General features: G+C 71.5%; 25 protein-coding genes. 17 read left to right on the top strand and 8 right to left on the bottom strand.

Annotated features, from left to right (window positions below; genetic code table 11):
- On the top strand, positions 1-763 hold a 763-nt coding region (locus tag QM611_RS08090), incomplete at its 5' end, for a M20/M25/M40 family metallo-hydrolase (RefSeq protein ID WP_415079402.1).
- Complete coding sequence (locus QM611_RS08085; RefSeq protein WP_415079401.1) at positions 760-2,085, top strand: formimidoylglutamate deiminase; 1,326 nt, start codon at positions 760-762, stop codon at positions 2,083-2,085. The genes QM611_RS08090 and QM611_RS08085, both read left to right, overlap by 4 nt.
- On the opposite strand, the gene QM611_RS08080 is transcribed toward QM611_RS08085, so the two are convergent.
- Positions 2,075-3,145 (bottom strand): winged helix DNA-binding domain-containing protein, encoded by a 1,071-nt coding sequence (locus tag QM611_RS08080; RefSeq protein WP_415079400.1) that lies wholly within the window; start codon positions 3,143-3,145, stop codon positions 2,075-2,077. The genes QM611_RS08085 and QM611_RS08080 overlap by 11 nt on opposite strands.
- A 228-nt stretch (positions 3,146-3,373) precedes the next feature.
- On the opposite strand from QM611_RS08080, the gene QM611_RS08075 reads away from it, so the two are divergent.
- The 7 genes from QM611_RS08075 (at position 3,374) to QM611_RS08045 (ending at position 12,537) form a co-directional block, all read left to right on the top strand.
- A complete protein-coding gene (locus tag QM611_RS08075; protein WP_415079399.1) occupies positions 3,374-4,516 on the top strand; it encodes a tyramine oxidase subunit B in 1,143 nt (380 codons plus the stop codon).
- Complete coding sequence (gene solA / locus QM611_RS08070; protein ID WP_415079398.1) at positions 4,513-5,649, top strand: N-methyl-L-tryptophan oxidase; 1,137 nt, start codon at positions 4,513-4,515, stop codon at positions 5,647-5,649. The genes QM611_RS08075 and solA overlap by 4 nt, the downstream gene beginning before the upstream one ends.
- Positions 5,650-5,887: 238 nt before the next feature.
- The gene (locus QM611_RS08065) at positions 5,888-6,865 is read left to right on the top strand and encodes a sugar ABC transporter substrate-binding protein (RefSeq protein ID WP_415079397.1); all 978 of its coding nucleotides are present in this window, start codon (positions 5,888-5,890) and stop codon (positions 6,863-6,865) included.
- 57 nt (positions 6,866-6,922) lie between these two features.
- On the top strand, positions 6,923-8,383 hold the full coding sequence (locus QM611_RS08060; RefSeq protein ID WP_415079396.1) for a sugar ABC transporter ATP-binding protein: 1,461 nt from the start codon (positions 6,923-6,925) through the stop codon (positions 8,381-8,383).
- Positions 8,384-8,386: 3 nt separating this feature from the next.
- Positions 8,387-9,403 (top strand): ABC transporter permease, encoded by a 1,017-nt coding sequence (locus tag QM611_RS08055; RefSeq protein ID WP_415079395.1) that lies wholly within the window; start codon positions 8,387-8,389, stop codon positions 9,401-9,403.
- A 46-nt stretch (positions 9,404-9,449) separates the two neighbouring features.
- A complete protein-coding gene (locus tag QM611_RS08050) occupies positions 9,450-11,096 on the top strand; it encodes an amidohydrolase (protein ID WP_415079394.1) in 1,647 nt (548 codons plus the stop codon).
- Positions 11,097-11,100: 4 nt separating this feature from the next.
- The gene (locus tag QM611_RS08045) at positions 11,101-12,537 is read left to right on the top strand and encodes an APC family permease (RefSeq protein ID WP_415079393.1); all 1,437 of its coding nucleotides are present in this window, start codon (positions 11,101-11,103) and stop codon (positions 12,535-12,537) included.
- 30 nt (positions 12,538-12,567) lie between these two features.
- On the opposite strand, the gene QM611_RS08040 is transcribed toward QM611_RS08045, so the two are convergent.
- The gene (locus QM611_RS08040; RefSeq protein WP_415079392.1) at positions 12,568-14,013 is read right to left on the bottom strand and encodes an aldehyde dehydrogenase family protein; all 1,446 of its coding nucleotides are present in this window, start codon (positions 14,011-14,013) and stop codon (positions 12,568-12,570) included.
- Positions 14,014-14,130: 117 nt separating this feature from the next.
- Positions 14,131-15,066 (bottom strand): LysR family transcriptional regulator, encoded by a 936-nt coding sequence (locus QM611_RS08035; RefSeq protein ID WP_415079391.1) that lies wholly within the window; start codon positions 15,064-15,066, stop codon positions 14,131-14,133.
- Between the two features lie 106 nt (positions 15,067-15,172).
- Here QM611_RS08035 and QM611_RS08030 point away from each other — a divergent pair, with 106 nt between their 5' ends.
- The 5 genes from QM611_RS08030 to QM611_RS08010 are packed head-to-tail and all read left to right on the top strand — an operon-like array spanning position 15,173 to position 18,639.
- Positions 15,173-15,730 (top strand): flavin reductase family protein, encoded by a 558-nt coding sequence (locus tag QM611_RS08030; protein ID WP_415079390.1) that lies wholly within the window; start codon positions 15,173-15,175, stop codon positions 15,728-15,730.
- The gene (locus QM611_RS08025; protein WP_415079389.1) at positions 15,727-16,938 is read left to right on the top strand and encodes an acyl-CoA dehydrogenase family protein; all 1,212 of its coding nucleotides are present in this window, start codon (positions 15,727-15,729) and stop codon (positions 16,936-16,938) included. The genes QM611_RS08030 and QM611_RS08025 overlap by 4 nt, the downstream gene beginning before the upstream one ends.
- Positions 16,935-17,285 carry a hypothetical protein gene (locus tag QM611_RS08020; RefSeq protein WP_415079388.1) on the top strand — a complete coding sequence of 117 codons (351 nt, stop codon included), beginning with the start codon at positions 16,935-16,937 and terminating at the stop codon, positions 17,283-17,285. The genes QM611_RS08025 and QM611_RS08020 overlap by 4 nt, the downstream gene beginning before the upstream one ends.
- Before the next feature lies 1 nt (position 17,286).
- Positions 17,287-18,021 (top strand): SDR family NAD(P)-dependent oxidoreductase, encoded by a 735-nt coding sequence (locus QM611_RS08015; protein WP_415079387.1) that lies wholly within the window; start codon positions 17,287-17,289, stop codon positions 18,019-18,021.
- Positions 18,022-18,051: 30 nt separating this feature from the next.
- On the top strand, positions 18,052-18,639 hold the full coding sequence (locus QM611_RS08010) for a TetR/AcrR family transcriptional regulator (protein WP_415079386.1): 588 nt from the start codon (positions 18,052-18,054) through the stop codon (positions 18,637-18,639).
- On the opposite strand, the gene QM611_RS08005 is transcribed toward QM611_RS08010, so the two are convergent.
- Genes QM611_RS08005 through QM611_RS07995 form a run of 3 tightly spaced genes read right to left on the bottom strand, consistent with a single transcriptional unit; the run spans position 18,640 to position 21,471 of the window.
- Positions 18,640-19,563 (bottom strand): PDR/VanB family oxidoreductase, encoded by a 924-nt coding sequence (locus QM611_RS08005; RefSeq protein ID WP_415079385.1) that lies wholly within the window; start codon positions 19,561-19,563, stop codon positions 18,640-18,642. It abuts the gene before it with no gap.
- Positions 19,564-19,592: 29 nt separating this feature from the next.
- A complete protein-coding gene (locus QM611_RS08000; protein ID WP_415079384.1) occupies positions 19,593-20,180 on the bottom strand; it encodes an aromatic-ring-hydroxylating dioxygenase subunit beta in 588 nt (195 codons plus the stop codon).
- Entirely contained in the window at positions 20,173-21,471 is a 1,299-nt protein-coding gene (locus QM611_RS07995; RefSeq protein WP_415079383.1) for an aromatic ring-hydroxylating oxygenase subunit alpha, read from the bottom strand. The genes QM611_RS08000 and QM611_RS07995 overlap by 8 nt, the downstream gene beginning before the upstream one ends.
- Positions 21,472-21,641: 170 nt before the next feature.
- Here QM611_RS07995 and QM611_RS07990 point away from each other — a divergent pair, with 170 nt between their 5' ends.
- Genes QM611_RS07990 through QM611_RS07980 form a run of 3 tightly spaced genes read left to right on the top strand, consistent with a single transcriptional unit; the run spans position 21,642 to position 23,453 of the window.
- Complete coding sequence (locus QM611_RS07990; RefSeq protein WP_415079382.1) at positions 21,642-21,902, top strand: hypothetical protein; 261 nt, start codon at positions 21,642-21,644, stop codon at positions 21,900-21,902.
- A gap of 16 nt (positions 21,903-21,918) precedes the next feature.
- The gene (locus QM611_RS07985; protein ID WP_415079381.1) at positions 21,919-22,203 is read left to right on the top strand and encodes a hypothetical protein; all 285 of its coding nucleotides are present in this window, start codon (positions 21,919-21,921) and stop codon (positions 22,201-22,203) included.
- The gene (locus QM611_RS07980; RefSeq protein ID WP_415079380.1) at positions 22,188-23,453 is read left to right on the top strand and encodes an amidase family protein; all 1,266 of its coding nucleotides are present in this window, start codon (positions 22,188-22,190) and stop codon (positions 23,451-23,453) included. Before QM611_RS07985 ends, QM611_RS07980 begins: the two co-directional genes overlap by 16 nt.
- Before the next feature lie 131 nt (positions 23,454-23,584).
- Here QM611_RS07980 and QM611_RS07975 read toward each other — a convergent pair whose 3' ends face one another.
- Positions 23,585-24,238, bottom strand: a complete 654-nt coding sequence (locus QM611_RS07975; RefSeq protein ID WP_415079379.1) for a response regulator transcription factor — start codon at positions 24,236-24,238, stop codon at positions 23,585-23,587.
- 7 nt (positions 24,239-24,245) lie between these two features.
- Positions 24,246-24,575: a nuclear transport factor 2 family protein gene (locus tag QM611_RS07970; RefSeq protein ID WP_415079378.1), complete on the bottom strand. Its 330-nt coding sequence runs from the start codon at positions 24,573-24,575 to the stop codon at positions 24,246-24,248.
- Between the last annotated feature and the right edge of the window lie 25 nt (positions 24,576-24,600).

The raw sequence follows: 24,600 nt of genomic DNA, 5'->3' as shown, positions 1-24,600 counted from the left end.
CTGCCTCGCGGACGCGGCGCGGGCGCACGGCATCGACCCGGCGCGCTTCGGGCGCGACGAGGCCCGCCTCGCCGACCTCGCGGCGTTCGTCGAGCTGCACGTCGAGCAGGGCCGCTGGCTCGCCGACACCGAGCACCCCGTCGCGCTGGCGACCGGCATCCTCGCCCACGGGCGCTGGCGGCTCGCGTTCGCCGGCGAGGGCAACCACGCCGGGGCCACGCCGATGGGAGGCCGGCACGACCCGATGGTCGCGGCCGCCGCGACCATCGAGAAGGCGACGGATGCCGCGGCCGCCCGCGACACCGACGGCGCGCACGCGCGCGCGACCGTCGGGCGCGTGCGCGCCGTGCCCGGCGGCACGAACGTCATCGCCAGCCGCGTCGAGGTGTGGCTCGACGTGCGCGGCGACACGGACGCCGACACGCTGGCGCTGCAGGAGAGCATCGCCGAGATCGCGCGCGACGAGGCGGCGGCGCGGGGGTGCACGGTCGAGATCGCGCCGGAGAGCTGGGGCGGCGAGGTAGTCTTCGACCCCGACCTGCTGCGCCGGCTGCACGGCGTGCTGGGCGGCATCCCGGCGATCCCCACCGGGGCGGGGCACGACGCCGGCGTGCTGGCGGCGGTGCTGCCGACCGCGATGCTGTTCGTGCGCAACCCCACGGGCGTGTCGCACGCGCCGAGCGAGTCGGCATCTGACGCCGACATCCGCGCCGGGGCGGACGCGCTCACTGCGGTGCTGCGCGAGCTGGCGGGCGCCTCGTGAGCGCTGTGTTCGTGTCGCAGCTCGTCGACGGCGCCCGCGTGCGCCGCGACGTGCGCATCGGCGTCGACGCGTCGGGGCGCGTCTCCGACCTCGCCGAGAACACCTCGGCGCGCCCCGGCGACCTCGCCCTCGGCACGGCGATGCGCGGGGCCGGCGACGCGCACTCGCACGCGTTCCACCGCGGGCTGCGCGGGCGCACGCACGCGAACGGCGGCGACTTCTGGTCGTGGCGCGAGCGCATGTACGAGCTCGCCGCCCGCCTCGACCCCGACTCTTACCGCACGCTCGCGCGCGGCGTGTTCGCCGAGCTGCTCGCCGCCGGCTACACGGCGGTCGGCGAGTTCCACTACGCCCACCACCGCGCGGACGGGGCGCCCTTCGCCGACCCGAACGCCGTCGGCCTCGCCCTCGCCGACGCTGCCGAGGAGGTCGGCATCCGACTCACCCTCCTCGACACGTGCTACCTCACCTCCGCCCCGCGCACTCCGCTCACCCCGGCCCAGCGCGCGTTCGACGACGGCTCGGTCGATGCGTGGTTCGAACGGTGGAGCGCGCTGCGCCCGCACGGATCGACCCTCGTGACGATCGGCGCCGCCGCGCACTCGGTGCGGGCCGTGCCGCCCGAGGGCATCGCCCGCATGGTCGAGCTGCTGCCCACGGGCACTCCCCTGCACGCTCACCTCTCCGAGCAGCCGCACGAGAACGCGCAGTCGCTCGCGGCGTACGGGCGCACCCCCACGGGCGTGCTGGCCGACGCGGGGGCGCTGCGCGACGGCGAGCGGCTCAGCGTCGTGCACGCCACGCACCTCACCGACGACGACACTGCCCTGCTCGGCGCCGCGCGCGTCACCGCGGTCTTCTGCCCCACGACCGAGGCCGACCTCGGCGACGGGCTGGGCCCCGCCCGCGAACTCGCCGACGCGGGGGCGCGGCTCGCGATCGGCAGTGACCAGAACGCCGTCGTCGACCCGTTCGAAGAGACCCGCACCCTGGAGACGGGGCAGCGGATGCGCCGCTTGCAACGCGGATGCTTCACCCCGGCCGAGCTCGACGACATCCGCTCCGCGCACGGCTACGCCGCGCTGGGGCTGGCCCCGCCGCTCACACTCGGCGGGCCCGCCGACCTGGTCGAGGTGGACACGGCGTCGGCGCGCACGCTCGGAGCCGACCCGCTGCAGCTCGCCCTCGCCGCGAGCGCGGCCGACGTGACCCGGGTCGTGGTCGGCGGCCGGGTCGCCGTCGAGCACGGGCGCCTGGCCGACGGGCGCGCCGTGGCGTCCGTGCTGCGCGAGGGGCTCGCCGCGGTCGGAGTCACGCCGTGACGAAGCGGCGGTAGCGCTCCAGCGCCGCGGCGATCTCGCCGTCGGTCGCCGCGCCCGGCGAGAGCAGCTCGGGCACCGGGTCGTCGGCGTGCCGGCCGACGGCGACCGAGTGGGTCCAGACGCCCACGATCTGGCCGCGCGCGACCAGGACGGGGCGCACCATGCCGTTCTGCGCCGGCCCGATGGCGGCGAGGAACTCCGGCGCGCACGCCACGGTGCGATCGAAGTACGAGATGTAGTACTCCTCGAACGGCGGCAGCGCCACGACCTCCGGCGCCGAGGGGTTGCGGCGCGGGGCGGGGCCGCGGGCGGCGTAGAGGTCGTCCGCGACCTGGTCGAGGCGATCGGATGCGGCGGTCGCCGCCTGCCGCGCCATGCCCAGCGGCAGGCCCGACCACCACGCGAAGTCGCGCGGCCCGGCCGGGCCGTGCGACGCGATGTAGCGGGCGAACAGCTCGGCGAGCGGGTCGGCCGGGGCCGCGGCCTCGACCACCCACTCCTCGACGAGCACGATGTGCTGCTCGCGCGTGGGCGCGCCCTCGCGCGGCACGACGGAGCCTTGGCACACGACCGCGCGCATCGCGAGGCTCGTGAGCAGGTGGTACCCGCGCTGGCCCGCGGTGGCCACGCCGCCCGTGTCGAGCACGGCGAACAGCTCTTTGCGCGTGAGCCGGTTGCCGCCGCGCAGCGCGCCGCGCGCCAGCCCCTCGGCGCGGGACACTTCGGCGGCGTCGATGCCCTCGCGGCGATGCATCGCGGCGCCTTGGCGCAGCTGCCGGTCGCCAGTGACCGACAGCACCCACGCGAGATCGCGGGCGGGGATCACATGCAGCGTGCCGCGCATCGTCCACGACCGCACGATCTCGCCCCGGTCGAACGCGGCGTCCACCGCCCGCATCGACGGGTGGCCGCGCGTGCGGGCCGCGAGCGCGAGGCGGCCGCCCCAGAACTCCTGCCCCTGCACGGCCAGCATGTGCGAAGCGGCCTCGGCGACCGTCGCCGCCGGGGCGCTGAGCCGGTGCGAGCGGAGCCTGCGGGCGCGAAGCGACTCGGCATCCATTGCTCCATCATCGCGGTCGCGCCCGACAGCGGCGCGGCCCGCACGCGGAAGTGGCGCCCGGCGCCGCGCCGGAGCCGGCGACGCGGCACGACGCGCCACTCTCACGGCGTGCGGCGCCCCTTTCGCGGCGCGACGCGCCACTTTCACAGCGCCCGCCTGAATTTTCGCGCTTGCTCAGCGGCGGGCCCGGGTCAGTAACATGGGCCCACCACCGATGAAGGGACCCCGATGTCAGCTGCACTGCCGCGGATCGACTTCCGCTATCTGTCCGAGCCCGACATGATCCGCGCTGGGGTCACCGACATGCCGGCCTGCGTCGACGCGATGGAGGAGTGCTTCAAGCTCTTGCACTCCGGCGACTACCGCATGGCCGGCTCCAACGCCGACTCGCACGGGGCGATGGTGACCTTCCCCGAGGACTCGCCGTTCCCGAACATGCCCAAGCCCACCGCCGACCGCCGGTTCATGGCGATGCCGGCGTACTTGGGCGGCTCGTTCGGCACGACCGGGTGCAAGTGGTACGGCTCGAACATCGCCAACAAGGACAAGGGCCTGCCCCGCTCGATCCTGATGTTCATGCTCAACGACACCGACACCGGGGCTCCCCTCGCGCTCATGTCGGCGAACCTGCTCTCCGCGTACCGCACGGGCGCGATCCCCGGCGTCGGCGCCCGCTACCTCTCCCGCGAGGACTCGCGCGTGGTCGGAGTCGTCGGGCCGGGCGTGATGGCCCGCACGACGCTGTCGGCCTTCATCGCCGCCCGCCCCGGCATCGACACCGTCAAGGTCAAAGGGCGCAGCGCCGGCAGCACCAACGCGTTCGTCGAGTGGGTGAAGCAGGAGTTCCCGCACCTGGCGTCGGTGACCACCGTCGACACGGTGGAGGAGGCCGTGCGCGACAGCGACATCGTGACGTTCTGCACGTCGGGCGCGAGCGGCGACCCGGCGACGTACCCCACGGTGCGGCACGAGTGGGTCAAGCCCGGCGCGTTCCTGGGCATGCCGTCGCTGTGCGAGATCGACGAGGCGATGACAGGGCCCGCGGTGCGCAAGGTCGTGGACAGCATGGGGCTCTACGAGGCGTGGGCGGAGGAGATCCCCTACCCGCTGCACCACACCGTGCCGATGATCGGCGCCAAGTTCATGGACATGATCCACGACGGCGCTCTGACGGAGGACGACGTCGACGACCTCACCGCGATCGTCGGCGGCGCGACGCCGGGCCGGCGCGACGACGACGAGATCATCCTGATGTCGGTCGGCGGGATGCCGGTGGAGGATGTCGCGTGGGCGACGACGATCTACCGCCGCGCGGTGGCGGAGGGCATCGGCGTGCCCCTGAACCTGTGGGAAGCCCCGGTGCTGTCGTGAGCGATGAGGCAGTCGACGTCGTCGTCGTCGGCCTGGGCTCGATCGGGTCGATGGCGCTGTGGCACCTCGCGCGCTCCGGACAGTCGGTGCTCGGCATCGAGCAGTTCGGCCGCGTGCACGCCGCCGGCGCCTACCCGGGCGAGTCCCGCCTGTTCCGCGTCGCCGCCAAGGAGGGCGCGCTCTACACACCGACGCTGCTGCGCTCGCGGGAACTGTGGCAAGAGCTCGGCGAAGCGGCCGGCCGCGACATCCTGATCCCCGCCGGCGCGCTGCACATCGCCCCCGGCGACCACGAGGACCTCGCGGCGACCCTGAAGTCGGCCGAGGACTACAACCTGCCGCACGAGGTGCTCGACGCCGCCGAGCTGCGCAAGCGCTACCCGCAGTTCCACATCGAGGACGACGACCGCGGCGTGCTCGACACCCTGGGCGGCGCGATGCGCCCGGAGACCGCGGTGCTCGCCGCGCAGGAGCAAGCCTTGCGGCACGGCGCGCGCATCCTCGCCGACACGGAGGTGACCGCCATCGAGCCGTCCGGCGACGGGGTGGTCGTGCGCGCGGGCGGTGCTGAGGTCCGCGCCCGCCGCGCGGTTGTGGCCGCGGGGCCCTGGACCACCCGGCTCGTGCCGGAGCTGGGCGACGTGCTCGCGGTCGCGAGCTTCACGCTGACCTGGCTCATGCCGCGCCATCCCGAGCTGTTCACCCCTGACCGGTTCCCGGGGTTCATGCGCGACCTCGACGGCGAGCACGCGTTCGGCGTGCCGACGCTCGACGGCTTCAGCATCAAGATGAGCCCGCACGTGATCCTGCCCGACGTCGACGATGTCGCAGACCGGATCACCGACCTCACCCCCGAGCAGCTGCGCTGGGTGGGCGAGATCGCGACGCGGATGATTCCCGATCTCGTCCCGGAGCCGGTGCGCTGGTCGATCCACCCCGACTCGCTGAGCAACGACAAGGCGCCGGTGATCGACACGATCGCCGACGGGCGCATCGTGGTGGCCGCCGGCATGAGCGGCAACGGGTTCAAGTTCATCCCGGTCTACGGCCTCGCCCTGGCGGAGCTGGCAACGCACGGCGCGAGCCCGTGGCAGCACGAGCGGTTCACCATCGCGTCCCACTGCGCGGCGTGAGGCGACACGAGAGGAGACACAGCGTTACCACAGCGAAACATCGCTTGCCCAGCAAGGCACGGCGATTGACTGCCCGAGCGCGAGCCGGGCGCCGGACTTGTCTGCGCCGCGACGCGCTGTGGAGTATGAACGCACACGTATACCCATAGAGCCACCCCCAGAGCGTCGCGGGGCGAAACCCGACACGGCTCACATGGAGCCCCAGCACAACGCGCTCGGCACCGAGAGGAACACAGCAGTGAACAAATGGACTCGCGCGGCGGGCGTCGCCGCGGCCGCCATGCTCGCCCTGAGCACCGCGGCATGCGCCAACACCGGAGGCAGCGAAGGAGGCGAGGGCGGCGAAAGCAAAGGCGCGATCGCGTGGAGCTTCGCCTCTCAGGATGTCGCGATCTGGGCGTCGCAGCTGTCGCTGATGAAGCCCGCGATCGAGGAGGCGGGGTACGAGTTCCTCACGAACGACCCCGCCTTCGACCTGCAGACCCAGGTCAACGACATGCAGGCGTGGATCGCCCGCGGCGACGTGAAGGCGATGGGCGGCTTCCCCGTCGACCCGTCGTCGATGGTGCCGATCACGGCCGAGGCGAAGGCCGCCGGCATCCCGATGATCGCCTACGCCGTGTCGTGGGAGGGCGCCGTCGCCATGACGGTCGCGCCCAACGTCGAGGCGGGAACGGCTGTCGGCGACGCTGCAGGGAAATGGATCTCGGAGAACTACGGAAGCGACGAGGTCTCGGTCGCCATCCTCGCCGACACGCAGACACAGCTGGGCCAGGACCAGCTCAAGGGAATGACCGAGGGCCTGGAGGCTTCCGGCGCGAAGGTCAAGATCTACCCGCTCGAGGCCACCACGCGCGACGTCGGCTACAGCGTCGCGCAGAGCCAGCTGACCGCCGACCCCAACACGAAGGTCTGGCTGGGCATCGGCGCCGACATGACCCTTGGCGCCCGCCAAGCGGTGATCGACTCGGGCGTGGCGGCGGACGACGAGGGCTACTACGTCTCGGCCACCGACGCCAACAAGGAGGTGCTGGGGCTCATCGAGACCGGCACCGACATGTGGCGCACGTCGTTCGCGTGGCGGGCGGAAGACCTCGCTGAGGCGAACGTCAAGCTGCTGCTGGCGGCCGCCGCCGGCGAGACGCCCGAAGACATCGTCGTGGATGTCAAGCAAGTCCTTCCCGACAATGTGGGCGACTTCGCGAACAACGGCTGACACACTGAGGGGTGGGGCGCGGTTCGCGCCCCACCCCCGAAACCCGGGAGAGGAACGATGGCCCGCATCTCCTTCCACGAAGTCACGGTGGACTTCGGCGCGACCCGCGCCCTCGACAACATCACCTTCTCTCTCGAGCCCGGTGAGATCGTGGGGCTGCTCGGCCACAACGGGGCCGGCAAGTCCACCGTGATCAACGTCGCGGCCGGCGTGCTGCGGCCCACCTCCGGCAGCTACTCCGTGGACGACCAGGAGGTCGTCCACGCGACGCCCGCCGCCGTCTCGGCGCTCGGGCTGACGGTTGTGAACCAGACGCCCACCCTCGTCGGCACCCTGTCGGTGTTCGACAACCTCTTCCTCGGGCGCGGCAGCGTGCCCCGCCGCGAGCGCAAGGCCATCGCCGAAGAGGCGCTCTCCCGCGTCGGCCTGGCCGACGTGCCGACCGACGCGATCGTCAGCACGCTCCCGGTCGGCCAGCGCCAGCTCGTCGACCTCGCCCGGGGCCTGGTCGCGGGCGACATGAAGATCCTCTTCCTCGACGAGCCGACGGCGGCTCTCGGCGCGTCCGAGACCGAGACCCTGCATGCCCTCATCCGCAGCTTCGCGGAGGAGGGGACGGCCGTGGTGTACGTGTCGCACCGGCTCCCCGACATCCTCGACGTCTGCAAGCGCATCGTGGTCTTCAACGGTGGCCGCCTCGTGATGGACCAGCCGACCGAGAACCTCGGCATCCGCGATCTCGCCCTGGCGCTGGCGCCGGATTTCACCGACCTCGAAAGCCACGACGCGGCGCCGCACGGCGACGAGGTCCTCGGCGTGAGCGGGCCCCTCGACATGCACTTCCACTCCGGCGAGATCGTCGGGCTGTTCGGGATGGCGGCGGGCACCCAGTTCACGGTGCTCGAGAGCGTGTTCGGCTGGCAGCACCACGGCCTGGCCGGCCGGTTGAAGTACACGGTCGACGGCAAGCCGTTCCAGCCGTCCTCCCCCGGCGTCGCGATCGCCGCAGGAGTCTTCATGTCGCCGGCCGACCGCGAGTCCGACGGCCTGCTGTCGAACCTCACCGCGCGCGAGAACACGCTGCTGCCGTGGCTGCGCGGGCTGTCGCGCCTCGGCTACATCGGCGCCTCGACTGGAAAGCAGGTGTACGAGGACGCGCGCACCGCGATGTCGATGCACGGCCCGGACGGCGGCGCCCCGATCGGCGCGTTCAGCGGCGGAAACAAGCAGAAGCACCTGCTGTCGCGCTGGATGTTCCCGCGCAAGCCTCGCGTGCTCTTGCTGAACCAGCCCACCCAGGGCGTCGACATCGGCGCGAAGAACGACATCGTCCGCGCCTTGCGCCGTCTCGCCGAGGACGGCGTGACCGTGATCGTCGCGTCGTCCGAGTCCGACGAGATCGCCCGCATGTGCAACCGTTCCTATGTCATCTACGCCGACCGTGCCGCTGAGATTCCGAGCGGACCCGATATGGAGGAGGAGCTGCTGCACTCGTTGCTCGAGCTTGCGGCGGCGTGAATCATGGCCAAGATCAGTTCCGAGCGCCTGCGCCTCATGTTCGTGCAGAACGGCGTCCTGTTCGCGCTCATCGCGCTCATCATCCTTTTCGCCGCGCTCAACCCGCGGTTCCTGTCGATCAACAACATCCAGACGATCGTCCTGCAGATCGCCGAGCTCGGACTCATCGCCCTGCCGGTGGCGTTCCTGATCATGCAGGCCAACGTCGACCTCTCGGTCGGCTCCGTCGCGACCCTCTCCGCCGTCGTGGGGGGCCTCGCGATGGTCGGCTCCGGGTCGGTCTTCGTGGGCATCGCGGTCGGCATCCTGGCAGGCGCCGCGGCCGGGCTGCTCAACGGCGCCCTCATCTCGCTGGCGGGGCTGAACTCATTCGTCGTGACGCTCGGGTTCATGAGCGCGTGGAGCGGCCTCGCGCTCTTCCTGACCAACGGCAAGACGATCACGGGGCTGCCCGCCGAGTTCACCGCGCTCGGATCGTTCGCCCCCGGCGGCATCCGCATCCAGATCATCCTGCTGGTGCTCGCGCTCGTCATCGCCTGGTATGTGCTGAACCACACCACGCGCGGCCGCGAGATCCTCGCGGTCGGCGGCAACCTGCGCGCGTCCCAGTTGATGGGCCTCAAGGTCCACAACATCCGCGTGAGCACGTACGTGGTCACCGGCGCGGTCGCGGGCTTCGTCGGGATCCTGCTGGCCGCGAAGCTCGGCGCGGTCAGCCCGATCGTCGGCCAGGGCATGGAGCTGTCGGCCCTGACCGTGGTGCTGTTGGGCGGCGTCGCCTTCGAGGGCGGGTCCGGCCGCATCCGCAGCGTGCTCTACGGGCTCGCGTTCGTCGGCGTGCTCAAGAACGGCCTGGTCATCATGGGCATCTCCGCGTACATCCAGACGATCCTCGTGGGCCTCACGCTCGTGCTCGCCGTCGCACTCGACCGCGGCATCCAGCAAGCCGTCGCCAAGTCGATCGCCTCGTCGGCGCGCCGACGTGCACGCCGACTGGACAACAGCGCCGCCGCCGAGTGAGCGCACGAGGACTCGCCTCGAAGACCCGAACGAAGGAAGGCCACCGATGCCCGCTGATCTCATTCTGACCGGCGGCGTGGTCCGCACCGCCGACCGCTCCCGCCCTGTCGCCGAGGCCATCGCGATCGAGGGCGGCCTGATCGCCGCCGTCGGCGACGCGTCCGAGGTGCTCGCGCTGCGCGGGCCCGATACCGAGGTGCGCGAGCTCGACGGCAACGCCGTCTACCCGGGCTTCGTCGACGTGCACAACCACCACGCGATCGCCGGGGTGACCGACCTGTTCGAGCTGTCGTTCGGCGTCTCGCTCGGCCTCGACGAGATCCTCGACCGGGTTCGGGCGCACGCCGCGACGCTGCCGGAGGGTGCGTGGATCACGGGCGGGTGCTGGGCCGCGACGCTCATGGACGAGCTGAACAGCTCGGCGGTGCGCGCCCGCCTGGACGAGGCATCCGGCGGGCGCCCCGTCTCGCTCTCCGACGACAGCCACCACAACCGCTGGGCGAACAGCCGCGCCCTCGAGCTGGCCGGCATCTCGAAGGACACGATCCCCGACGAGGGCGTGACGCTCCTCGACCCCGCCGACGGCGAGCCCAGCGGCGTGCTGCTGGAGGCCGCCGGCATCCCGGTCGCGAAGGCGCACGCCAGCGAAGGCGGCCTCACCGCCGACCAGCACCGCCAGGCGTCGCGGCGCGGCATCGAGATGCTCAGCAGCTTCGGCGTCACGGCGTTTCAGGATGCCGCGGTGTCGCTGCAGATCATGGAGGCAGTCGCCTCCCTCGACAACGCCGGCGAGCTCAACGCGTGGGTCGTCTCCAGCATCACCGTCAACGACGACATCTTCGGCTACGACCCCGTCGGCGAGCCGCTCGTGGCGCGCGGCGAGGAGTTTCGCACCACCCACCACCGGCCCGACTTCGTCAAGATCTTCCTCGACGGGGTGCCGCCGGCGCGCACGTCGCTCTTCCTCGAGCCGTACGCGCCCGACGACGCGCACGGCGCGCACTACCACGGCACGACCACGATGGACTTCGACGAGCTCTACGGCTGGATGCGCGCCGTCGCCGAGCGGGGCCTGGGCGCCAAGGTGCACTGCACGGGCGACGGCACGGCGCGCCTGCTCATCGACGTCGTCGAGCGACTGCGCGACGAGGGGTTCACCGACCAGACGTTCCAGATCGCGCACGGGCAGTTCCTCGCGGACGACGACATCCCCCGCATGGTGCGCCTCGGCGTGATCGCCGACATCTCCCCCTTCCTGTGGTTCCCCGGAGTCATCCCGCAGGCGCTCGCCGACGCGCTCGGCGCCGAGCGCGCGGAGCACTCCCAGCCCAACCGCACGCTGACCGACGCGGGAGTGCTCGTCGCCGGCGGCTCGGACTGGCCGGTGAGCGAGTCGCCCAACCCGTTCGAGGGGATGCAGGGGCTCGTCACCCGCGCCGACCCGTTCGGGCGCGCCCCCGGCGCGCTGTGGCCCGAGCAGGCGCTCACCTCCGAGGAGGCCCTCGAGGTGTTCACAATCAACGCGGCCCGGGCGATGGGGCTCGGCGACCAGACGGGCTCGCTCGAGCCGGGCAAGTCGGCCGACTTCGTGGTCGTCGACCGCGACTTCGTCGCCGGCCCCGCCGACGAGATCGTGAGCACGCGCGTCCGGGAGACGTGGTTCGCCGGCCGCCGCGTGTTCGCCGAGGAGTGACGTGATGACGACCCCGCAGACCACCCTCAAAAAGGATGCCGTCGGAGTCGTCGGCATCCTGTTCTTCGTCCTTTCCGCGCAAGCGCCGCTCACCAGCGTCGTCGGCGTGGCGGCGATCGCCATCACCCTGGGCAACGGGGCGGCCTTCCCGTCGGCGTACCTGATCATCGGCATCGTGATGCTCGTCTTCTCGGTCGGCTTCACGACCATGACGCGCTACGTGACCAGCCACGGCGGGTTCTCCTCGCTCATCCACGAGGGCATCGGCTTCCGCGCCGGATCCTCCGCGGCGTGGCTTGCGCTGCTCACCTACAGCTCGGTGCAGGCCGCGCTCTACGGCCTCATCAGCGGGACGGCCTCTGGCCTGCTGCACACCTACCTCGGCATCGACGTGCCGTGGTGGGTGATCTTCCTCGTGGTGATCTCGGGCATCCTCGTGCTCGGCACCAACAACGTCGAAGTCGGCGCGCGCGTGCTGGCAGTGCTGGTGACCGGCGAGTTCCTCATCCTCTTCGTCTTCGGCCTGTTGGTGTACTTCGGCGGCAACACCGCCGAGGGGATCGACGTGGCGGCCACCTTCGGCCCGCAGGCAATCATGACCGGGGCGCCGGGCATCGGCCTGCTGTTCGCGATCGCCTCGATGTTCGGCTTCGAGTCGACCACCATCTACTCGAGCGAGGCGAAGGACCCGCAGCGCACGGTCCCGCGCGCGACGTACCTCGCGGTCATCGTGATCGCCGCGTTCCTGGCGTTCGCGCTGTGGTCGCTCGTGCTCTACTACGGGCCGTCCAACGTGCAGGGCGCCGCCGCCGCGACGCTCGAGGGCGATCCGGCCGCGTTCGTCACCGAGCCGCTGGACGCGGTGCTGGGGCCGTGGGCGGGACCGACCGCGGCAACCCTGCTCGTGACATCCCTCGTCGCGGCCCTGCTGTCGTTCCACAACATCATCAACCGCTACCTGCACTCGATGGCCGGGCGCGGGTTCCTGCCGGCCGCCCTGCACCGCACCAACCGGCACCACGCGCCGGCGAACGCGGCGTTCGTGCAGACGGCGACGGCGCTGCTGGTGGTCGTGCCGTTCGCGCTGCTGGACATGAACCCGATCGTCACGCTGTTCGGCTGGCTCTCCGGCCTCGGCGTCGTGGCCCTCGTGCTGCTCTACCTCGTGGCATCCATCGCGGTCATCGCGTACTTCCGCCGCACGCGCGCCGACACCCGCGTGTGGAACACACTGCTCGCGCCGATCCTGGCGACGGTCATGATGGGCGGACTGCTCGTGATCATGGTCTCGAACTTCAGTGTGCTCACCGCCGCCGACCCGGTGACCGGCGCCGTGCTGCTGTGTGTGATCCCGGTCGTGCTGATCGTCGGGTGGGCACTCGCGTCGGTGTCGAAGGACCGCAGCCCCGTCGAGCCCGAAGAGGCCGAGCTCGCCCCCTGACGGCTCCCTCGGCGTCGGCGTGGATGCGAGTCAGCCGCCGTAGTGCATCCAGACGCCCTTGACGCGCGTGTAAGCGTCCAGGGCGTAGGGGCCCATCTCGTTGCCCCAGCCGGAGGCCTTGAAGCCACCCCACGGCGCGGTCATCTCCGGGATCGGCAGCTGGTTCACAAAGACCGCGCCCGCGTCGATGCCGTTGGCGAGCCGGTGCGCAGTCGCGAGGTCGCGCGTCCACACCGCGGCGGCCAGGCCGTACTGCGTGTCGTTGGCGCGCGCGAGCAGCGCGGCCAGCTCGTCGGCGTCGTCGTACGGAAGCACGCCGAGCACGGGGCCGAAGATCTCCTCGCGGGCGATGACCGAGTCGTCGCCGATGCCGCTGATGACGGTCGGGCGGTAGAAGTAGCCGCGGTCGCCCAGTCGCTCGCCGCCCGTGACGATCTCGGCGCCCTCGGCGCGGCCCTTCTCGACCAGCCCGCTGACGTGCGCGAGGTGCTGGCTGGAGACCATCGGGCCGATCTGGGTGGACTCCTCCGCCGGCGAGCCGACGACGATCGAGTCGGCCGCGCGGGCGAGCTTGTCGGTGAACTCGTCGGCGCGGCTGCGGTCGACGAAGAACCGCGTGTAGGCGGCGCACACCTGGCCGCCGTTGATCGTGCCGCCGAGGATGTTTCCGGCCACGGCGGCGTCGATGTCGGCGTCCGCCGCAATGATCGACGGCGCCTTGCCGCCGAGCTCGAGCACGACGCGCTTGAGGTTGGTCTGCGCGGCCGCGATCGCCACCTGGCGGCCGACCGCGGTCGATCCGGTGAACGAGACGAGGTCGATGTCGGGATGCTCCGTCATCGCCTTGCCGGCGACCGCGTCGCCGGTGACGAGGTTGATGACGCCGGGCGGGAAGCCGACCTCGGTCGCCAGCTCCGCGAGGCGGATGGCGGTCAGCGGCGTCTGCTCCGCCGGCTTGACGACAACGGTGTTGCCGGCGGCCAGGGCGGGGGCGAGCTTCCACGCCAGGATCAGCAGCGGCGAGTTCCACGGGACGATAAGCCCGGCGACGCCGACCGGCTCGCGCCGCGTGTACGCGTGTGTGTGGGGGAACTCGACAGGCGACGTGCGGCCCTCGATCTTGGTCACCCAGCCCGCGTAGTAGCGGATGTGCTCGGCGCTGTTGCGGGCCGTGATGGCGCGGGTCGTGGCGATGGGCTGGCCCTGGTCGGCGGTCTCCAGCTGGGCGAGCTCCTCGGCGTGGTCGTCGATGGCGTCGGCCAGGCGGAACATCAGGCGCGCGCGCGACGCGGGGCTGAGGTCGCGCCACTCCGGGTTCGACAGCGCGGCCCGCGCGGCCGCCACGGCGGCGTCCACGTCGTCACTGGTGGCGTACCCGATTTCGCGCAGCACCTCTTCGGTGGCCGGGTTCAGAGTCGGATGGGTGGGGCCGCTGGCCGTGGTCCATTCGCCGCCGATCAGGAGTCGAGAGGTCATGCGCTGCACCTTCCTCAGCCGCGAACGCGACTGCGCCGTCGGCGACGCCGCCGAGATTTGAGCGCGGCACGTCCTCGCTGCGCACGCGCTCAGTTTTGCGCATGCAAAATTGGCGTGTCAATCGGGCGGTTCGCCAGGTGGACCGGGATGCCGCAGGCGCGCGTGCCTGCGCAGCACGCCGATCGCGTGCCCGACACGGGGGTTGCGCGTCGCCGGTCGCACGATGGCCCCGAGCCGGAGCGGCGCGACGTCGTCGGCGAGGTCGAGGTCGACGACTTCGGAGCCGTCGGCGGTCGCCGTGGTCGCCCACCGCTGGTTCAGCACCGAGAAGCCGACGCCCGCCGCGACGAGCGCGCGCACCGAGTCGACGCTCGCAACGCGCACTTGCGCGGGCGGCTGCAGTCCCGCGGCCAAGAACAGCTGCTGCGCGCGATCGACGGTGAACGGCAGCTCGTAGGTCACCATCGTGTGGCCGGCAAGCTCGGCCAACGACACGCGATCGCGCGCCGCCAGCGCGCTGCGCGCCGACACGATCACGTACGGGCGCACGCGCACGAAGTCAACGAACGCGAGCTGCGCGGGCAACGACTGGTCGTACACCAGCGCGAGGTCGAGCTCGCCCTCCAGCACGCCGCGCTGGAGCGCGTCCAAAGCGGCCTCCACGACCGTCACCGTCAGATCGGGCGCGTGCCGGCGCATCCCCTCCAAGAGCGCAGGCACGAAGAAGGGCGTCAGCGGCAGGTAGCATCCGACCTTCAACTCGCCCTCCAACCCGCCGCGCACCCCTGCGAACTCTTCGAGCTCGCGCACCGCGTCGAGCACGACCCGCGCGCGCGCGACCGCCTCACGTCCCGGCACGCTCAGCGCGACCCCTTTCGCGCGCTGCCGCACGAGCAGCTCGACACCCAGCGCGCGCTCGAGCTTGGCGACAGCCACCGACACGTTGGACTGCGAGGTCCGCAGCCGCTCGGCGGCCACGGTGAGGCTGCTCTCCTCGGCGGCCGCGACAAGCGCCTCGAGCTGGGCGAGTGTCACTCTCGCGCGCGCGGTCATTGACCAAGTGAATCGCTTTCATTCATGAAACACAACGTTTTTATCTGTTTGATGCGGAATAGCCCCCGCCGCCAGACTGGTGCCACGGCCGAGCAGAGGAGTTGACGTGGACCCGCATTCCCCGAACACGCACCGATTGGACCTCTCCCCCGCGGACGGCCCCGAGCTGCGCCAGCGGTTCATCCAGGCGATGGGAAAGGTCGCCGCATCCGTGACGCTCGTCACCACCGACGGCGGCGTCGGCCGGTTCGGCCAGACCGTCACGGCCATGATGTCGGTGTCCGCCGACCCGCCCACGCTCGTCATCGGCCTGTTCCGCGGCGTGCCGGTCGCCGACGCCGTCCGCACCAACCGCTGCTTCGCGGTGAACATCCTCTCCGGCCAGGACATCCCGGTCGCGCAGGCCTTCGCGGGCCAGGCCGATCCGTCCACGCTGTACAAGTTCGATGAGAACTGGACGTCGCTGCGCACCGGGTCGCCCATCCGCACCACCGCCGCAGCCGCCTTCGACTGCCACGCCGAGCAGTTCCTCGTCGCCGGCAGCCACTTGCTCATCGTCGGCCGTGTTGTCGACGCCGTTGCCGGGTCCGCCGACCCGCTCACCTACCACGCCCGCTCGTACGGGCACCACGTTCCGATGGACCTCTTGAAGGGAAACTCATGAAGCAGCTGCTCACCCCCCGCCAGAAGGAGTTCGTAGCGCTCGCGGACTCGCTCGTCGAGAAGTTCCGCGACCGCGCGGCCGCGAACGACGAGAGCAATGAGTTCCCGTTCGAGAACTACGAGGACATGCGCCGCGTGGGCCTTCTGAACCTCTCCGTCCCGGAGGAGCTGGGCGGGATGGGCGCCACCCTGTTCGAGGTCATCCCGGTGATCGAGCGCCTCGCCTACGGCGACGCCGCGACCGCCCTCGCGGTCAACATGCACATCACGCCGCTCGCGCAGTGGAGCGAGGTGTGGCGCAAGACGGGCAGCCCGCGGCTGGAGAGCCTGCTGCGCGAGGCGGCGGAGGGCAACCTCGTCTGGGCCGCCATCACGAGCGAGTTCGGCACGCCGAACCTCATGACCGACGCCCGCACCAAGGCGGTGCGCGTCGACGGCGGCTTCCGCATCACGGGGCGCAAGAACTTCGGCACGAACTCGGCGGTGGCCACGCACGCCTCGACGACCGCGCGCTACGACGACCCGGACAAGGGCCCGCAGCTGCTCATGCTGAAGGTCTCGCTCAAAGACAACCCGAGCGTGCGCATCCACCCGGTCTGGAACATGATGGGCATGCGCGCGACGCAGAGCAACGACCTGGAGTTCGCCGACCTGTTCGTGCCCGACGAGGACGTCGTGCACTCCTTCCCGGTCGGCTACCTCGACGCGACCGTCACCGAGACGGTGTTCGGCTCCTCGCAGCCCGCGTTCGGCGCGGTGTACGTCGGCCTGGCCGACGCCGCGATCGACTGGGCCAAGCAGCAGCTGCGCCGTCGCGGCCTGGTCGACAACCCGCGCGTGCAAGACGCCATCGCCGACGTCGAGATCCTGTTGGAGACCGCCCGCGCCGTGCTCTACCGGCACACGACGCAGTTCGGCACGCCCGAGTACTACGACGAGTTCACGCTGCAGGAGATCGTCGCCAACAGCGCGCTGGTCAAGCACGTGTGCAGCTCCAACGCGGTCGCGATCTTCAGCCGCCTCATCGACGTGGTCGGCGGCGCTGCCTACGCGAAGTCGCTGCCGTTCGAGCGCATGTGGCGCGACGTGCAGGCCGGGCAGTTCATGCCCGTCTCCTCGCTCGCGGCGCACGAGTTCATCGCGGCCAGCTCGTTCGGCCTCGAGCTCGCCCCCACGCACGGCAGCCTGAAGGTGGAGGCCGCCGAGTGACCGAGCAGATGCGGGCGCTTGTCTGCATCGGGGTGACCGACGCGTTTTTCGCGGCCGGCGCCGATGAGCGCGCGCTCGTCTTCCACGCGACCAAAGACGCCTTCGCGGGGATGTCGGAGCGGTTCGGCGTGACCGTGCTCGGCACGTTCGACGACGACACGCTGCAGATCGGCCCGTCGCACGCCTTCCCGTGGACCTGCTACCTCTTGCTGGACGTTCCCGACTACGAGTCGGTGCGCGCGATCGCCAACGTGTTCCGCGAGACCGAGGTCGGCGCCCACCGCATGTGGCATTACTACAAGGTCGAGGCGCGACTGGGCCGCCCGCTCTTTTTCGGAGAGGACTGACATGGCCGAGCCGTTCGAGCGCTCCGCGCTCGTGACCGGAGGCGCACAGGGCCTCGGCGCCGCGGTCGCCCGGCGCCTGCACGCCGACGGCTTCCGCGTCGCGATCGCCGACCTCAACGTCGCGGCCGCCGAGGCGGTGGCCGCCGAGCTGGGCGAGACGGCCGTCGCGTTGGAGATGGATGTCTCCGACGCCGCCTCCATCACGAGCGCGTTCGAGCGGCTCGTCGCGCTCTGGGGCGCTCCCGACGTGCTCGTGAACAACGCGGGAAAGACGGTGCAGCGCTCGGTGTGGGACATCACGCCGGAGGAGTGGGACGACGTCCTCGCCACGAACCTGCGCAGCTACTTCGTGCTGTCGCGACTGGTCGCCTCGGCCATCCGCGACCGCGGCTGGGGGCGCATCGTCAACATGTCGTCGTTCGCCGGCCAGCAGGGCGGCCTGGTCGCCGGCGCCCACTACGCGGCGTCCAAGGCCGGGGCGATCGTGCTGACGAAGATCCTCGCGCGCGAGCTGGCAGGCGACGGCATCACGGTGAACGCCGTGGCGCCGGCCGCGATCCTCACGCCGGCGATGGGCGGCCTCGAGCAAGCGGAGTCGGTGGGGCGCAGCATCCCGGTCGGCCGCGTGGGCACCCCGGAGGAGGTCGCCGAGGCGGTCGCCTACCTCGTGGGCCCGCACAGCGGGTACGTGACCGGCACGACGCTCGACGTCAACGGCGGCGTCTTCATGCGCTGATGCCTCCACCCGGCGGCATATCGTAGAGGCATGACTGTCTCCACGAGGTCGCCGGGCTACGGGCGCGGACACGACGCGCTCATTCGGGCGACGGTCACCGTCGTCGCCCGGCGAGGCTTGCGGGGGACGACATTCCGCGCCGTCGCCGACGAGGCGGGCGTGCGCAACACGCTGATCACGTACCACTTCGGCACGCGCGAGCAGATGCTGCGCGAGGCGGTGCGCTGGGCGGTGGCCGAGTCGATCGGGCGCAGCCTTCCGCTGACGCGGCAGGACATCGACCACGACTTCGCGCGTGCCATGACCGAGCTCGTGCGCACGGATCCCGACCTGCAGACGTTCCACTACGAGATCCTCATCGAGTCGCGCCGCAACCCCGCGCTGCGCGAACTCGCCCAGCTCCTGGTGGACGACTATCTCGAGGGGCTCGAGCGCATCCTGCGCCAGCGCGGGCACCGCCATCCGAAACGGCTCGCCCGGCTCGCGCACGCCACGATCGACGGCCTCGTGTTCCAGCAGCTCACGACGCCGGCCGCCGACGGCCTGGAGCCGGCGCTCGAGCAGTTCATCGAGATGCTCAACGCCGACCTGCGCAACAACGCGCTGCAGGAGCGATAGCTAGTAGAGCTCGATCAGCAGCCTCGGCGACTTCGCCCGCGACACGCACAGCGCGATCTGGTTGCCGGCCGCCTTGTCAGCCGCGGTCATGCAGTTGTCGCGGTGGTCGGCCTCGCCGTCGATCAGGCCGCTCACGCACGAGCCGCAGATGCCCTCCTCGCACGACTTGAACACGTCGATGCCGTTCTCCTCGAGGACGGCGAGGATCGTCTTGTCGGCGGGGATCTCGAACTCCTCGCCCGTGTCGAGCTCGACGGTGAAGGCGGTGTCGCCGGTCGTGTCGATCTCCTCGGCGACGAAGTGCTCGATGTGCACCGAGCCCTCGCCGACGACGGGGCCGAGCACCGCGGCCACCTGGTCCATGAAGCCCTCCGGGCCGCACGTGTAGACGTGGCTCGCAGCCGTCAGCCGGGGCGCGATCTCCTCCAGCACGGCGGGATGCTCGGCGCGCGGCACGCCGAAGTGCAGGTGGACGTGGTCGGTGAACTCGACGCGGCTCTCCAGCAGGCCGACGAAGGCGGCCTCGTCGCGAGAGCGCGCGAAGTAGTGCAGCTCGAACTCCGCTCCCCACGAGTACAGCTCGTACGCCATCGCCAGCAGCGGCGTGACGCCGATGCCGCCGGCGACGAGGATGTGCCGGTCCGCGCCGTCCGCGATCGCGAGGAGGTTGCGGGGCTTGCCGATCAGCACCCTGTCGCCCACCTCGACCTCGTGCATCGCAACGCTGCCGCCGCGGGATCGAGGCTCGCGCTTGACGGCGATCAGCAGCGAACTGGGGTCGCCGGGCGGGCTTGCCAGAGAATACTGGCGCAGCACGCCGGTGGGCCCGGTGACATCCATATGCGCGCCAGCCAGGAACGGCGTGAACGGCCGGCCGTCCTCGCGCACGAGGCGCAGAGTGCGGATCAGCGGCGTCTCGTCCATGACTTCCGCTACGCGGACGGGCAGCCCGCTCACAGCAGGAACCCCGCCGCCGGAATCTCCTCCTGGCTGTCGACCAGCCGGATCACCTTGAGCGCGATGCGGTCGTCCGCCGCCGTCGCCCCGAGGCGAACGGTCCACTCGACATCCGCCGCCCACACGTCGTGCCGGCCGCGCTTGTACGCGACCAGGATCTGCGCGGCCCGCAGGACGACCTCCGCTCCGCCATCGGCGTCGCGCACGTCGGCCGGCACGAACCGGCCGAGCGTGCGCACGGTCGCCGCGGCGTCGACGGCGGCGATCGCGTAGCCCTCGGTGAGCCGCACGACGCGGGCCCGGCGCATGGTGTCGTTGTCGAACACGATGTTGAGATGGTTCTCGAAGTCTTCGACTTCGGGGTCGATCGGGATGACGTAGATCCCGTCCTCGGGGTAGAGGTCCTGCCACTCGATGTACTCCTTGCGGTCGAGCAGCTCGGCCTCGCGCGAGACGAGGTCGATGGCCCGCACCACACGCGGGTCGGACGTGGGCACATCGGTGTAGGCCAGGGCGCGCTTGTACAGGCTGCGGCCGGTGAGCCACGCGCCGGGCTTGACCTGCGAAGCGGGTGAGTCAGTCAACGCTCATCATCTCCTTCCACTTCTGGTACGCGGCTCGCATGCCGGTCTCGTCGGTGACGTGCGACGTGCGCCAGCCTTGCGGCGCGCGGTTCTCGCGGGCAAGGCCGCGGTTGACCATGATCGGCAGCTCGGGCCCGCCGATGGCGCCGCGCTGCACACGGTCCCATCCCTCCGCGTCGTCGGGCGTGCCGAAGCCGAACGGGCCCTGGAAGTTCTCGTGCGCGCGCATGCGCTCGCGGTTGACCGGGTCGACGATCTCGGCCGGCCCGTCGGGGCCGAGCGCGATGTGCTCGATCACAGTCTCGCCGACCGAGACGGGCCGCAGCGTCCGCAGGAACGAGATCGACATCGACACGTTCGGGAACAGGTTCAGGTTGAACCCGGTGCCGTGCATCGCGTGCACGAGGCGGCGGATCTCGGCGTCGTCGACGCCGTGCGCGCGCAGCTCGGCCACGAGCGGGTCGAAGCGCGCCTGCAGCGGCTCGCTGCCGTCGTCGGCCTCCAGGTCGGAGTGCGCCGGCACCATCTGCATGACGGAGTGGCCGTTCCCGAGGTCGTGCGTGATCGCCGTCGGGTCGGTCATGAAGCTCATCATGTCGGCCGTCTCGGTGTCGACCGACGCCATCCACGAGCGGTGCACGATCGGGAAGTGGTAGCCGTCCGTCGTGTTCTCGAGCTGGATCTTCCAGTTGCCCTTGAAGGTGAACCGGTGGGCGCCGAGCACCTTGAGCGGGTATCCGCCGCCCTGCGCCATGAACCGGTCGATCCACATCCGCACGTCGCCGAGGAAGTCCTCGAGTGGCTCGATGTCGTGGTTGAAGGTCGCGAAGACCATGCCGCCGTACGACTCCGTGCGCAGCTTTTTCAGCCCCATCCCCTGTCGCTCCATGACGCCCTCGTAGCCGTCGGGATAGGGGATGCCGCGCAGCGTGCCGTCCAGGCCGTACGACCACGCGTGGTAGGGGCAGGTGAACCCGTTCACGACACCGGAGCGCGTCTCGCACACGCTGGCGCCGCGGTGCCGGCAGCGGTTGAGCAGCGTGTGGATGTTGCCCTTGCGGTCGCGCGTGACGATGACCGGCTGGCGGCCCACGAACGTGGTCTTGAACGCGCCCGCGCGCGGCAGCTCGCTGATGTGCGCGACCCACACCCACGTGCGCTCGAAGATCTGCTCCATCTCGAGGTCGAAGATCTCGGGGTCGGTGTACATCCGCCCCGCCACGCGGTCGTCCAGCACGAGGTCGGCGGGGTTCAGCTCGTAGATGTTCTCTTCCGTGAACTCGATCGTCACGTTGTCCTCCGTCGGGTCGGGCGCGGTTCGCGCGCGCCGCTGCTTCCAAACTATGCACGCGCAGCGCCCGGAGGAATGCGGAATGGGTCGCGGCCGAATAAGGGAATCCCCTACGGGACTAAACCTCCCCCGTCTCCACGCCGCCGAGACAGCGTGTCTACGCTGAGAGCATGACGGTCAAGGCGTGGACACCCGAGCAGGCGGATGCTGCCGCGTCCGCCCTCGAGCCCGCGTTGACGGCCGCTCGAAACTACGTCGCGGGGGTGCGCATCCGCGCCGACAGCCTGACCGCCAGCGGCGCGGTCAGCGAGGAGGTCGGCGCGCAGCTGGCCCTGGGGCTGGAGGGCGCGAGACGGCAGCTCGAGCAGGCCACCGAGATCGTCGCCGAGTTGCGTCGCGCCGCCCCCATCGTCGCGGCGGTCGAGCTGTGAGAGAAGAGGGGCGCGGATGCTGAGGCTGGACCTTCCCGACAACGAGCGGCGCATGACCCTGATGTGCTACAACGACACGTTCGGCTACGGCTGGCGGCACGTCGACCTGTTCACGCACGACCTCGAGGGGCGCGAGTTGAACTGGGTGCACTGGGCGGTGCGCAGCGACGGCCCGGAGGCTGCCGACGAGGTGACCGCGCGCGTCGAGCCGTCGCTCAAGCGCACCTCGGAGTGGCGGCACTTCGTCAGCGCGAGCGGAATGGACTACTGGGAAGCAGACGTCGCGTGGGACGACATGTGAGCGTGTTCGCGCCGTGGTCGCTGCGACAGCTCGTCGACGACCTGGCCGCGGGCCGCGAGGCCCCCGAGCACGTGCGCGAGCGCGTACTCGCGCGCGTCGCCGAGACCGAGCCGGCGCTGCGCGCGTGGGTCGTGCCGCCGTTCGCCGGCGAGGGGGAAAGGGATGCCGCATCCGGCCCGCTCGCGGGCGTGCCGATGGGCGTGAAAGACATCATCGACGTCGCGGGCGTGCCCACCCGGTGCGGGTCCGCGCTGCGCGACGACGCGCCGCCCGCGGCGGTCGACGCCGAGATCGTGTCGCGCTGGCGGGCGGCCGGAGCGCTCCCCGTCGGCAAGACCGTCACGACCGAGTTCGCGTTCTTCGCGCCGGGCCCGACGGGCAACCCCGCCGCGCCCGGCCACACGCCGGGCGGCTCGTCGAGCGGCTCGGCGGCCGCCGTGGCATCCGGTCAGGTCCCCCTCGCGATCGGCTCGCAGACGGCGGGCTCTGTCACCCGGCCCGCGTCGTTCTGCGGCGTCGCCGCGCTCGTGCTCAGCACCGGCCGCGTCGGCACCGGCGGCGTCGTCGGCCTCAGCCACACCCTCGACGCGCACGGCGTCTACGCGGCGCGCGTCGACGACCTGGCGGTGGCGTGGGAGGCCCTCGGCGGCGAGCGCGTGGAGCCTGCCGCCCAGCCGCTGCGCGTGCTGGTGTGGCGCGCCGACGAGTTCGACGTCGACCCCGGCATGCGCGCGGCGCTCGCCTCCGCGGCCGACGCGCTGCGCGCCGGCGGCGCCGTCGTGGACGAGCTGCCGATCGCGGACGCCGTCGCGGCGGCGGCCACGCGGCATCCCGTCGTCATGGCGTACGAGGCGGCCCGCGAGCGCGCCGCCGAACTGGCGGCCGCCGACCGGCTGAGCACCCCGCTGCGCGACCTGCTGCAGCGCGGCGCCGCGACTCCCGCGGCGGACTACGAAGCGGCGCTGGAAGCGCTCGCGGAGACGAAGGCCGAGGTTCAGGGCCTGTGGGCGGAGTGGGATGTCGTGCTCGGCCCCGCCGCGCTCGGCGCCGCCCCCGCGGGGCTGGGCGCGACCGGCGACCCGGTGCTGAGCCGGCCGTGGCAGGCGTGGGGGCTGCCGGTCGTCACGATTCCCGGCCTGCGCGACGCCGACGGACTGCCGCTCGGCCTGCAGGCGGTCGGCCGCCCCTGCGGCGAGTCCGCGCTCATTGCCGCAGCGCAGCGTGTCGAGGAACTTCTCCCTGCCAGCTAGCTCTGGCGCCCCCGCCGCGCGCCCGCCCAAAGTGGCGCGACACGCCGCATCCCCACCAGGGATGCGACACCACACGCCACCTTCGCGCAGCCCCACACCAACCTCGGGGCCCGAAGTGGCACGTGGCGCCGCTACAGCTCGACGCGGTGCCGCAACACGTCGCGCACAAGGCTGCCGAGCGTGGGCGCGTCGGTCTTCGCCCGGATGTGGGCGCGGTGCACGTCGATCGTCTTCACGCTCGTGCCCAGCTCGCTGGCGATGCGCTGGCTGGGCAGGCCGTCGACGACGAGCCTCAGCACGTCGCGCTCGCGCGGGGTGAGCGCGGCGAGCGCGTGCTCGAGGCGGCGTCGCGCGGTGCGCTCGGCGTACGCGCGTTCGGCCTCGACGACCTGAGCCTGCACGACCTCCAGCATCCGCTGCGAGTCGTACGGCTTCTCGAAGAAGTCGACCGCCCCGGCGCGCATCGCGCGCACGGCCATCGGCACGTCCGCGTGCGCCGAGCAGAACACCACCGGCGCCGGGCAGCCGGCGCGCGCCAGCCGCTCCTGCACGCGCAGCCCGCTCATCCCCCGCATCCGCGTCTCGAGGATGACGACGGCCGGCTCGTCGAGGTCGACCTCGTCGAGGAACGCGACGGCGCCCGGGTACGTGAGCGTGACGAGCCCCACGCTCTGCAGGAGGAACGCCAGCGAGGCGCGCACGTTCTCGTCGTCGTCGACGATGTGCACGACCGGCGCGTCCTCCAGAACGCGGGGCTCGGCGCGATCAGCGCGGGGCATCGTCATGCGGCGCCTACTGGCCCATCAGCACGGATGCCGTCGGGTACGCCTGCGCGAATCGGTTCGGCAGGGGCGCGACGAACACGTTCTCGGTGCGCGTGCGGGTGATCCGCCACACGCCGTCGGGCTCCTTGCGGAACGCGTTGTTGAGCCGGCTGGAGCGCAACAGGGCGGTGCCGTCGGAGTACAGCCACGGCTGCATGTGGATCCACTGCGCCTCGCCTTCGTCGCCCTCGACGTGGATCTGCTCCGACGTGAGGTAGTGGGCGTTGAGGATGAGCGCCGGGTCGGCATCCTCCGCCCAGAACCTCCGGAAGTGGGGGGGGGGGGGCGGCGTGGGCAACCCCCGCCCCCCAAGGGCCCGGGGG

Origin of the sequence: Microbacterium sp. (assembly GCF_047606685.1) — a bacterium.
In the GTDB taxonomy this organism is placed as follows: domain Bacteria; phylum Actinomycetota; class Actinomycetes; order Actinomycetales; family Microbacteriaceae; genus Microbacterium.
This window is presented reverse-complemented; position numbering and strand designations above follow the sequence as displayed.

Bases quoted from the DNA above. Each gene is read 5' to 3' on its own strand.
- QM611_RS08045 (WP_415079393.1), top strand. From the start codon at position 11,101: ATGACGACCCCGCAGACCACCCTCAAAAAGGATGCCGTCGGAGTCGTC.
- QM611_RS08080 (WP_415079400.1), bottom strand. From the start codon at position 3,145: ATGGATGCCGAGTCGCTTCGCGCCCGCAGGCTCCGCTCGCACCGGCTC.
- QM611_RS08025 (WP_415079389.1), top strand. From the start codon at position 15,727: ATGAAGCAGCTGCTCACCCCCCGCCAGAAGGAGTTCGTAGCGCTCGCG.
- QM611_RS08050 (WP_415079394.1), top strand. From the start codon at position 9,450: ATGCCCGCTGATCTCATTCTGACCGGCGGCGTGGTCCGCACCGCCGAC.
- QM611_RS07975 (WP_415079379.1), bottom strand. From the start codon at position 24,238: ATGACGATGCCCCGCGCTGATCGCGCCGAGCCCCGCGTTCTGGAGGAC.
- QM611_RS08015 (WP_415079387.1), top strand. From the start codon at position 17,287: ATGGCCGAGCCGTTCGAGCGCTCCGCGCTCGTGACCGGAGGCGCACAG.
- QM611_RS08055 (WP_415079395.1), top strand. From the start codon at position 8,387: ATGGCCAAGATCAGTTCCGAGCGCCTGCGCCTCATGTTCGTGCAGAAC.
- QM611_RS08005 (WP_415079385.1), bottom strand. From the start codon at position 19,563: ATGGACGAGACGCCGCTGATCCGCACTCTGCGCCTCGTGCGCGAGGAC.
- QM611_RS08040 (WP_415079392.1), bottom strand. From the start codon at position 14,013: ATGACCTCTCGACTCCTGATCGGCGGCGAATGGACCACGGCCAGCGGC.
- QM611_RS08060 (WP_415079396.1), top strand. From the start codon at position 6,923: ATGGCCCGCATCTCCTTCCACGAAGTCACGGTGGACTTCGGCGCGACC.
- QM611_RS08010 (WP_415079386.1), top strand. From the start codon at position 18,052: ATGACTGTCTCCACGAGGTCGCCGGGCTACGGGCGCGGACACGACGCG.
- QM611_RS08035 (WP_415079391.1), bottom strand. From the start codon at position 15,066: ATGACCGCGCGCGCGAGAGTGACACTCGCCCAGCTCGAGGCGCTTGTC.
- QM611_RS08075 (WP_415079399.1), top strand. From the start codon at position 3,374: ATGTCAGCTGCACTGCCGCGGATCGACTTCCGCTATCTGTCCGAGCCC.
- QM611_RS07990 (WP_415079382.1), top strand. From the start codon at position 21,642: ATGACGGTCAAGGCGTGGACACCCGAGCAGGCGGATGCTGCCGCGTCC.
- QM611_RS07985 (WP_415079381.1), top strand. From the start codon at position 21,919: ATGCTGAGGCTGGACCTTCCCGACAACGAGCGGCGCATGACCCTGATG.